The following is a 9320-nucleotide window of genomic DNA, read 5'->3' on the forward strand; positions in this document are numbered from 1 at the left end:
CCGCTTACTGCGATACCCGGAACTCGATACGACGGTTGCGCGAGCGGCCGTCGGCGGTATCGTTGGTCATGATCGGCCGGTCCGGGCCTTGGCCTGAGGTCACGACGCTGTCCGGATTGATGCCCTTCTGCGCCAGGTAATCCTTCACCGCATCGGCGCGCGCCTTGCTCAGCGAGACGTTACGCGCCCGCAGGCCCTGGTTGTCGGTATGGCCGATGATTTCCACTTTCTTGTCTTTCACCTTCAGCAGCGCAGCCGACATTTCGTCAAGGATGCGCATGCCCGACGGCGTCAGCGTGGCTTGCCCGCTTTCGAATTCGATGGTGCGGTTGGCCAGGGTCTGGTCCAGCACATTCTGCTCCGAGGCAGAAACCCGCAAGCCGTTCTTGACGGTATAAGTCGGATTCAGGTTGCCTGCGATTTCGCTGGCGATCTGCTGGCGCTGCGCTTCATTGCTGACCTCGCCGTTGATGGTGACGGTATTGCCGTCGATCTTCAGCTGGCCGCGGCTGACCTGTTTCAGGCTCGGATTGATCAGCTTCTGCACATAACCGTTCCAGTTGGCCGGCGACACCACCGAACCGACCGAGATCTGGTCAACTACGCGGTCGGCGCCGTACAGTTCCTGCAGCTTGCTCAGCGCGCTCTGCTTGCTGGCTTCGTCCGGCACCGTGCCGCTGACCAGGATCTGGCCCGGTTTCGGGGTAGCCACGGGCGGCGCGACATTTTGTGCCAGCGCCAGGTTCGACACCAATAACGATGTCAGTGCAATGCTCAGATAACGCATGCGTCAGGCTCCAATAAATGCGTCACGAAACGAATCATGAGCCGATTTTAAAGATAGGGTGGGTTGCGCCAGGTAGCTGGCGATCTTCGTGATGCTGTAATCCGACTTGACCTGTTCTTCGACCCAGCTGGCGTCCTCGAAAGAAATATGGTGCTCCAGCGCGACCTGCGGATCCATGATGGCTTGCAGGGTGCGCGGCGAAGCGCCGCTGAAGCCGATCACCATGGACGGCCTGCCGTTGATCCTGGTAACGAAGGTCGCCAGTTCGAAATTGCCGCGCAACAGGAAAGGCGTGATCAGGTGCAGCCAGTAGGACGCCACCAGGTTGCGGTACATGGGGTCGTCCGGCAAAGGCATCACCAGGCTCTTTTCCAGGCGCGACGACGAACTCGCCATCACCGGCTGCAGCAAGATGCCCAGCGCCAGGACCAGGTGCCGCAAAGAGCCCTTGAAGCCGGCGCTGTGCAGCATGTTCTCCAGGCCGCCTACGGTCTGGATTTCCATGAAATCGGTGAAAGCCGCGTGATAAGCGCCGCTGCCCAGCTGCAAAGGAATGCCGGTGGCGGTCAGGTTCTGCAGGGAGATCGCCGGGTCGGTGGCGGCCACCACTTCGGAAGCCTGGGTTTCCAGCCGGTTCCACAGGCGCGAGAACGCCATCGGGCTCTTCGCGGTGAATTCCTGCGGCTCGTCGATTTCCATGGTGCTGACTGCGAGGAAAGGAAAGCGGCGGTTAGCCTGGTCGTTGCTGGCGATCAGGTGGCCGGCGATGGCGCGTTTGCTGCGCGGGCCAATGAAGGCGAAATGCAGCGGGCTGACGGCGTCGTAAGCGATTTTCCAGCGCGGCTCGGCCGACAGCAAGTCCATCGCTTGCGCCAGCCATTCGTCGAGGATGGACACCAGCGGCATGTTGTCGGTCGCCTTGATGAAATCGCCGCGGCTGGGGATCTTGCCGAAATAACCAATATTAGCCAATTTTTCTCCTACGCTCATTGTGCGGCCCCTCCTGCAGTTGCTGCGGCAGCCGTTGCTGCGGCAGCCGGCGCTGTACCCGCCGCGCTGATAGCCGGGGCCGGCGCTGCTCCGGCCGCTGGCGCAGCAGGAGTGCTGACCGGGCTGGCCGCCGTGCCGACAATGGTTTCCGGCAGTCTCATGCCGCGGAAACCCTGGCCTTGCTGGGCGCCGCCGTCAGGCGACTTGGCGCTGACCTGCGGGCTGCTGATGATCTTCAGATTGATCGGCACCGTGATGTTTTCGTTGGTCCAGCTCAGTTCGAAGTTACCGTCCTTGCGCTTGCGCACCGCCGTGTTGATCAGGCGCTCCAGGCCGAAACGGCCAGGCTGGTTGGCGATTTCGACAGTACGTCCGTCGAAGGTGACGGCCGTGATGCGGGCGCCGGCCACGCCTTGCGGATTGGGCCACACGAAATTGGTCCATTGCGCCTGGGTATTGCGGTAACGCAGCTGCTGGCCGTCGATCTCGATGGTGTATTCAGTGGTGCCGCCGGCCGGCAGCGCCTGGATCTGGAACACGGTTTGCGCATCCGCTCCACCGGCGCTGCCGCCGGCTGCCGCGCTGCTGGCGCCCAGCGGCGCTACCCAGCGCGCGAAACTCGACACCATGGTAGGCGACAGCGTGATGCCCATGTCGGCCCAGGTCTTGGCGGCCAGGCTATCGCCGCGGCGCACCACCAGCGGACCCATCGAAGAATTGACGAACTTGGCGATGCTGCCGTCCGGGCCGAAGGTCTGGCCGATTTCAGCGCTGGTCGCTTCGATTTTCGAATTGGCGGCAAACGGATATTTTTCCGCCAGGGTTTTCTCGAACGGCGAATAAACCTGCGCCAGCCAGGTACGGTTCATCTCGGCCTCGGTCGGCTTGATGGTGACGGCGAAAGCCTGGATCAGCGGCCGCACCAGGATCGGACGGATCGCCTGTTTCTGCGAATCGCTCATGCCGACCAGCATCTGCTCGTCAACATACTTGAGAGCGTCGGCCAGTTCCGAACCGCTGCCGTTCAAGGTCTGCTGCATCAGCTGGTTGGCGCCGGGGCCGGTATCGCCCTGGTTCTTGATCTGGTTGAAGCGGGTGCGCAGTTTCGACAAGCTTTCCATGTAGCCGCGCATCAGCGTGGCGTCCTTGTCCTTGGCCGTGACCATGCGCGCGACGCCCGCGAATTCCTTGCCGACCGGGCCCATCGGTGCGGCTGTAGGGTCGGTATTGGTATTCAGGTTGACGTTGACGTTCACTCCCGACGGCGCCTGGCGCAGGATGGTTTGCTTGAACCAGGCGATGAAGCCGCTTTGCGCGCGCCCCAGGCCGGTGTTCAGCAGCGACGGATTGTCCCATGAGGTCTGCTGGTAGACCGCGGTGATGAACTTGTTGATCGGCGAAGTGGAAGGATCGCCGAAACGGTTCATCGCCTTGACCGCGTTGTCGAAGCCGCCGAGGTCAGCGATATTGGCGCCCTGCATGAACTTCTGCCATTCCTTGGCGTATTCGGTCTTGTATTGGGTAACCAGGGCTTTCTGGATCTGCTCCGGGCTGCCTTCCAATGTCAGGTCGTCGCTGGAGGCGGTTTTCAGCACCCAGTCGGCGCTTTGCAGTTCCTTGTTGGCGGCTTCCTTGAACGCGCCCTGGACGAATTTCTCCCAGGCGTCGCGGGTGAAGGTGCCCGGAATCGCGTAGCTGCCGACAATCAGTTCCTTGTCCTGGTCGCCGACGATGCTGGCCACTGTAATCGACGGGAAGCGGGTCGAGGCGCGCGCCTTGATATCCGCATACACCCGGTCGCGGGCTGCCATGCCGCGCACCACGCGGCGCAGGTTGTCGCGCGACTGGTCGACCAGTGTCAGCTTGCTTTCAATTGTGGGCCAGGACGGGTCGCTGACCTGCGACAGGTAAAAACTCATCAGGCGTTCGGCGCTGCGGATCATCTGTTCGCGCGTCATGTTGCCGCGGTTGCTTTCCAGCCAGCCGCGCCAGAAACGGGTCAGCTGGTCGTTCAGATGGCTGGACTCGGCGCGCGAACGGTCGCTCAGCATCAGGTAAGTCTTCAGGGCGTTGTAGCCGTCTTCCACATTGGTCGGCGAAGAATCCTTGTATTGCTGGGTGCTGCCGGCACTGGCTGCCTGCGCTGCCGCTGTGCTTGCTGCAGCCGCAGCGCCAGCCGCCGGCGCCGCACCGGCCACCAGTTGCACCGGACGCGACATCGGCTCCAGCGAACCGGCATGGGCATTCATTTCAGACAGGAAGGATTCGATATTCGCGGTCACCGGCTTGAGCATGATGTCCTTGATGCCGGCGAAATATTCTTCACGCAGCTTCTGCTCCAGCAGCTCGCCCTGGTACAGGCCGAAGCCGACCGACAGAGGCCGGTGGTTGTCGTACTTTTGCAATTGCTCGATACGGTCTTGCAGGATCTCCATCGCTTCGAAACGCGATTGCAGGTCCAGCCGTTTTTCCTGCAGCTTGATGGCCTTGTCCAGGTCTGCCTGGACGTTGGCGGTCAGCTGGCGGTTGCCGATGTAGGACCAGCTCCAGCCCGCCAGGGCCAGACCGACGAAGGCGGTAGCGGCGAAAAACATGGTGTAGCGCAAGCGGGTCTTGTGGCGGCTGGCGTATTGCGAGACCAGGTCCTTGTCGGCAAAAATGACCTTGCGGAACAGGTTGAGCAGGAAGAAACCGTGCTTGGAATGGATTTCCGGACGCTCCAGCGGTTGCAGCTTGAGATCGAAGCGCTCGGCGATCCGTTCCGACGACGTGCTGAGGCCGCTGCCTTCCTGCAAGGCGCTGGTGAAATAGAAGCCGCGAAATACCGGCTTGAACTGGAACGGGTTTTCTTCGAACAGGGTGGCGATGAAGGCGCGCAAGGAACTCTTTACCGCGGAGAATTCGAGCGGGAAGGTCAGCACGCCGGGCGGCAGACGGTCGCCCCGGCTCAGGGCCATGTTGGCCAGGCTGATTTCTTTCAGGCCTTCGAACAATTCATCGAAGCGTTCGTCGAAATACGCCAGTACGTCCTGGCTGCTGGTCTTGCGGCTGTAGGGCAAGGTCGCGCCCCAGACCCGGTCTTTTTCGCCGCGGTCCATGTCGACGAAGAATTCGGTGAAGCCGGTGATCAGGTCGGCCTTGGTAAACATGACGTAGACCGGCGCAAACACTTCCAGCTTTTCGGTCAGTTCCTGCACCCGCTGGCGCAGGTTCTTGGCCAGGTTGATGCCGAACTCGGGCCGGTTGCCGGCCAGTTCCGCCACGCTGACGGCGATGATGATGCCGTTGATCGGCGCCCGGCTGCGGTGCTTTTTCAGCAGGCCGAGGAAACTGAACCACTCCGCGCGGTCTTCTTCATGCACCGAATAGCGTCCCGCGGTATCGAGCAGGATGCCGTCGGTGGTGAAGAACCAGTCGCAGTTGCGGGTGCCGCCTACGCCCTGCACGATGTTGCTGTTCTTGTCGGCCAGCGGAAACTGCAGGCCGGAATTGGCGACCGCCGTGCTTTTGCCGGCGGCTGGATTGCCGATGATCATGTACCACGGCAGTTCATATAGAGCGGTAGCGCCTGATTTTTCGCCAAGCTTGGAATTCTTGATGGTGGAAATCGCTTCCAGCATCCGCTTGCGTATGGTCTCGGTTTCGTCGCGGCCGACGACGCTCGGTTTGTCGCTACCCTTCTCGGCCTGCCCTTCCAGCATCGAACTGAAATTTTTCGAGGCCGTCTTGGTGCGCTGTTTGCGGTACAGCACGACCAATCCCCATATCAGCAGGATCGCAACCAGGAAAACCACGACCCAGATACCGTCGATCTGCAAGGCGTCCGCAGCGAGAAAGAGGAAGCAGGCCAGCGCCACAAAACCGACCACCGCCAGGGTTCGTGTATTCGTCAGGAATTGCCAAATTCGTTGCATAGGTATCAGTAATTAAATGGTTGATTCTTTTGGAAGGGATGCGAACGGCACACGCCGACGGCCACAATGTTGCTTGCACGCGACAGCGTAATGACTGCGTTGGTCGCTGAACAAGCTGTGCTGCATGACGGTGTCAGCCTGAACAAGGAACCAGGATTGCATTGCGAAAAACGGGTGTCGCCCGCCGGACGGCTATGCCTCCGCGTGAAATTTTATTGCCCGATACTATCAATCGCCTCGCCATGCCATCCCTCTTTTTGTCGATTCTTTTGCGCAGATACAACGGTTTTATGTTTTTTCTTATCTTTTCATTACGCCTGGCTTGCGGAATTCCACGTGGCCCAGGTCCATCATTTTCCAGCGGCCGCCCCAGGTCAGTCCGACCGATTCCGCCACTTCGCCGTACAGCTGGTAACCGCGCATGGCCCACGGATCTTTCTCCGTAATCACCAGCTTGCCGCTGCGCATGAACGCAGAATCGGCTGCCAGGCCGTACTGGTGGTAGCTCTGGAACGCCTTGGCGTTGGTCACGCTGCCGCCCATTTGCGCCAGCGCATTCTGCCGTTCCGGACTACGATAACCTTCAATAATGACCATGTCGTAACCGTACTTCTCTTTCATGATCTTGAAAGTCATCAGCAAGCGCTGAGTGAAATCGGCATCCAGCGCCTGCCAGTTACGGCTGGCGGTATCCAGCATCGGCCGCACTTGCGCCACTTCCTGCGTAGTAAACACCTCAGGCGGCAACGGCGGCGGCGGTACTAATTGCTCTCCTTCCAGCAACGCGGCAATCTGCTGGTTCACTACTTGCCCGGAATCATCGTAACTCCCAAGCATGGTTTTACCGCTCAACAGCCAAGCAATCAAGGGCGGTATCAGCACAACCGCCATTCCGGCGAGTAGAATCCATTGATGCCGCTTGATGAACTGCCAGCTTGAGAGCCTAGATGCCTGCAGGTTTTGCGACAGGGATCTGGTGGTCTGGGACCGGCGGTCTCGCCAGTTCTGGACCTGCGCCCCCATCTGCTGCCGCCGCTTGATCAATGCCAAATAAACAATCTCGCGGGCAGCCGGGAACAGCAGCAGTCCGGCGACACCGCATGCAAGCAAAAAGTAAAGGGCGATGACTAAGACGAACACAAAAACCTTCTCGTGAATATTACCAAAGAAAAATTATAATTTTTTGGTAATATATTGCCAGTTGACATATTTAGTTGTCAGAGAGTATACCTTATCAAACTTGGCGTCACGTCGGTCCGTGCTCATTAACTGCCCAATAACTGACATTTGGAGATTTGTGTCTTGCAACCATCTGAAGAAACTGCGCGCGGCTCCGTAAAACCGAATTTGTTATCGGGCTCGACGGCAACAGAAAACGGCAGCGGCAGCATCCTGAACGCGCTGGAAGGCAAGGAATCGCCTTCAAAGGCCGCCGCACAAAAAAAATCCGGCGCCTTGCGCGCGGCGCTCGTCGTCGTCTTGCTGGCGGCGATCGGCGCGGGTGGATATTTTGCCTGGAACCAACGCAGCGTCCAGCCCGAAACGGCCATTGCAGCCAGCGCGCCAGCGCCCAAGGAATTGCCGCCAAGCACTCCGGCGCTTGCCGCAAACGATCCCGCGCCTGCCGAAAAAACAGAATCGCAAGCAGCGGTGATCGAAAACGATCCAGCCGCCCATGCCGATAAAGCCGACGAAGCATCGGCCGATCCCCGCGCCAAGCTGACGGAAACCCTGGAAGCCGGCGTGCCGGTCACTTCGACTGCGCTGAAGAAAGCGCTGGAAGAACCGAAGGCATCCAAACCCAAGCCGGCTCCCAAGAGCGTGAATGCACCGCTGGTGAACCGCAATGTGCAGGAGAAAAAAGCCGTTGCTCCGAAGCCGCCGAAAGCCGGCGCCCAGCCTGCCGACAGCGACGTCAACATCCTGAGCGCACTGGTTTCCCATGGCGACAGCGTGACCGAACAACAGCCGCCCAAGGCCAAGGAAACCGCCAAATCGAAACAACAGGCGAAGAAAAAAGGGACAGAACCCGTGCTTGCGCAAAATGCCTCTGACGGACCCGATATCGTCGAGCGCAAGGCCGGCGACAGCACTGGCGGCTTGCTGCAACGCTGCAAGCAGCTGGGCATGATCGAAGGCGAGTTGTGCCGCTGGCGCATTTGTTCCGGACGCTGGGATACCGACGCTGCATGCAAGGTAAACCGCTAGGCGTTATCGCTCCTGGACTCGCCATCGTGGAGCGCCAGGACCGATGCTGATTACCTTTGTTTTACTCGCCGTCGCGATCGCCGCGGTCTGGCTGCTTCCCCTCCGACTGACTGACCGCATCGTCCTGCTGCCCTGGATGGCGGTCGCCGCCTGCGCGCTCCTCAGCGGCCTGGCGGCCGCTGTCCTGAGTCCCCTGGCGGTGCTGGAACTGGCGCTGTTCTGCCTGGCCGCTTACCTGGCCGCCACGGCCCGCCGCAATCTGCGCTTGCTGTTCGGCGTCGTCGCCGCCATCCTGGCTTTGGCGCTGGCCTTGCATAAGCTGCCGGGATTCAATAATCCGATACTGCTTTTCCAGCTGCGCCTGTCCGCCGACTCCGCACCCTTCACGCAATATGCAAACTTCGACAAAGGCGCCGCCGGCCTGGTCCTGCTGGCGTTCCTGTGCGCCCGCGCCAGCTCCGCGGCCGACTGGCGCAAGCTGTTGCGGCAGACCTGGCCCATTGCGCTGATCGCAGCGGTTGCCGTGCTCGGCCTGGCGACCGCCATCGGCTATGTCAAGCCGGATTTCAAGATCAGCCAGGCTACTGCGCTGTTCTTGTCCACCAACCTGTTCTTTACAGTAGTTGCGGAAGAAGCTTTTTTCCGCGGCTTGCTGCAAGACCGCCTGGCCTTGTCGTTGGCGCGCTTTCGCTACGGCCCGCTGCTGGCGGTAGTCTGCTCGGCTCTCTTGTTCGGCGCGGCGCATATAGCCGGCGGCGGCACTTATGTGCTGCTGGCCACGGTCGCCGGCCTGGCTTATGCCTATGCTTATTACGTCACGCAACGCATCGAAGCCGCGATCATCGTCCATTTCGCGGTCAATGCGGTTCACTTCATCGGCTTTACCTATCCCCACCTCAACTAATCAGATGGGCACAGGCGGAGCGCGATGCTTGTAGCAGATTACTTGTTCTGATCGATCCGTTGCTGGATATGCTGGGCACGGTCGGTCGACGATGGATGCGAGCTGAGCATGGTGGCGCCGGCGCCGCCGTCCAGTTTCGCCAGCTTCTGAAATGCCGTCACCAGCCCTTTGCGATCCATGTTCATCTTGGTCAGCTGGTCAAACGAATAGTCGTCGGCAGCGCTTTCCTGCACCTGGGAGAATTGGGCGTTGATGATTTTTTCGGTCAGCTCGCCCAGTTGCGACGACGACAGGTTGGTTACCACCGCATTGCCCGTTGCGCCCGCGGCAGTACGCGCAGCCGTCACGGCATACGCGGTCTGCATGGCTTTTTTGGTGTGGCCTAGTGCAACGTGTCCCATTTCATGCCCGATCACGCCGCGCAGTTCACTGTCGTTCATCATGTCCATCAAGCCGCTATACACCCGGATGCAGCCGTTCGACATGGCCCAGGCGTTGACGTCTTTGGTCATGTAAA

General features: G+C 60.2%; 7 protein-coding genes. 2 read left to right on the top strand and 5 right to left on the bottom strand.

Features of this window, described 5'->3' with window-relative positions; all coding sequences use genetic code 11:
* Nucleotides 1-4: 4 nt before the first annotated feature.
* The 4 genes from JWQ61_RS07115 to JWQ61_RS07130 form a co-directional block, all read right to left on the bottom strand.
* Nucleotides 5-787: an OmpA family protein gene (locus JWQ61_RS07115; protein WP_120233843.1), complete on the bottom strand. Its 783-nt coding sequence runs from the start codon at nucleotides 785-787 to the stop codon at nucleotides 5-7.
* A 3-nt stretch (nucleotides 788-790) separates the two neighbouring features.
* Nucleotides 791-1777, bottom strand: coding sequence for a type VI secretion system-associated protein TagF (gene tagF, locus JWQ61_RS07120; protein WP_304359911.1), 987 nt, complete (start codon nucleotides 1775-1777; stop codon nucleotides 791-793).
* Complete coding sequence (gene tssM / locus JWQ61_RS07125) at nucleotides 1774-5691, bottom strand: type VI secretion system membrane subunit TssM (protein WP_304359912.1); 3918 nt, start codon at nucleotides 5689-5691, stop codon at nucleotides 1774-1776. The genes tagF and tssM overlap by 4 nt, the downstream gene beginning before the upstream one ends.
* Before the next feature lie 300 nt (nucleotides 5692-5991).
* Complete coding sequence (locus JWQ61_RS07130) at nucleotides 5992-6831, bottom strand: M15 family metallopeptidase (protein ID WP_304359913.1); 840 nt, start codon at nucleotides 6829-6831, stop codon at nucleotides 5992-5994.
* A 162-nt stretch (nucleotides 6832-6993) separates the two neighbouring features.
* On the opposite strand from JWQ61_RS07130, the gene JWQ61_RS07135 reads away from it, so the two are divergent.
* Nucleotides 6994-7899: a hypothetical protein gene (locus tag JWQ61_RS07135; RefSeq protein ID WP_304359914.1), complete on the top strand. Its 906-nt coding sequence runs from the start codon at nucleotides 6994-6996 to the stop codon at nucleotides 7897-7899.
* 43 nt (nucleotides 7900-7942) lie between these two features.
* Nucleotides 7943-8803: a CPBP family intramembrane glutamic endopeptidase gene (locus tag JWQ61_RS07140; RefSeq protein ID WP_304359915.1), complete on the top strand. Its 861-nt coding sequence runs from the start codon at nucleotides 7943-7945 to the stop codon at nucleotides 8801-8803.
* 38 nt (nucleotides 8804-8841) lie between these two features.
* Here the strand turns inward: JWQ61_RS07140 and JWQ61_RS07145 are convergent.
* A partial coding sequence (locus JWQ61_RS07145) for a M48 family metalloprotease (RefSeq protein ID WP_304359916.1) occupies nucleotides 8842-9320 on the bottom strand: 479 nt, incomplete at its 5' end.

The sequence above is a fragment of the Collimonas fungivorans genome (genome assembly GCF_028292705.1).
Lineage (GTDB): Bacteria > Pseudomonadota > Gammaproteobacteria > Burkholderiales > Burkholderiaceae_D > Collimonas > Collimonas fungivorans_B.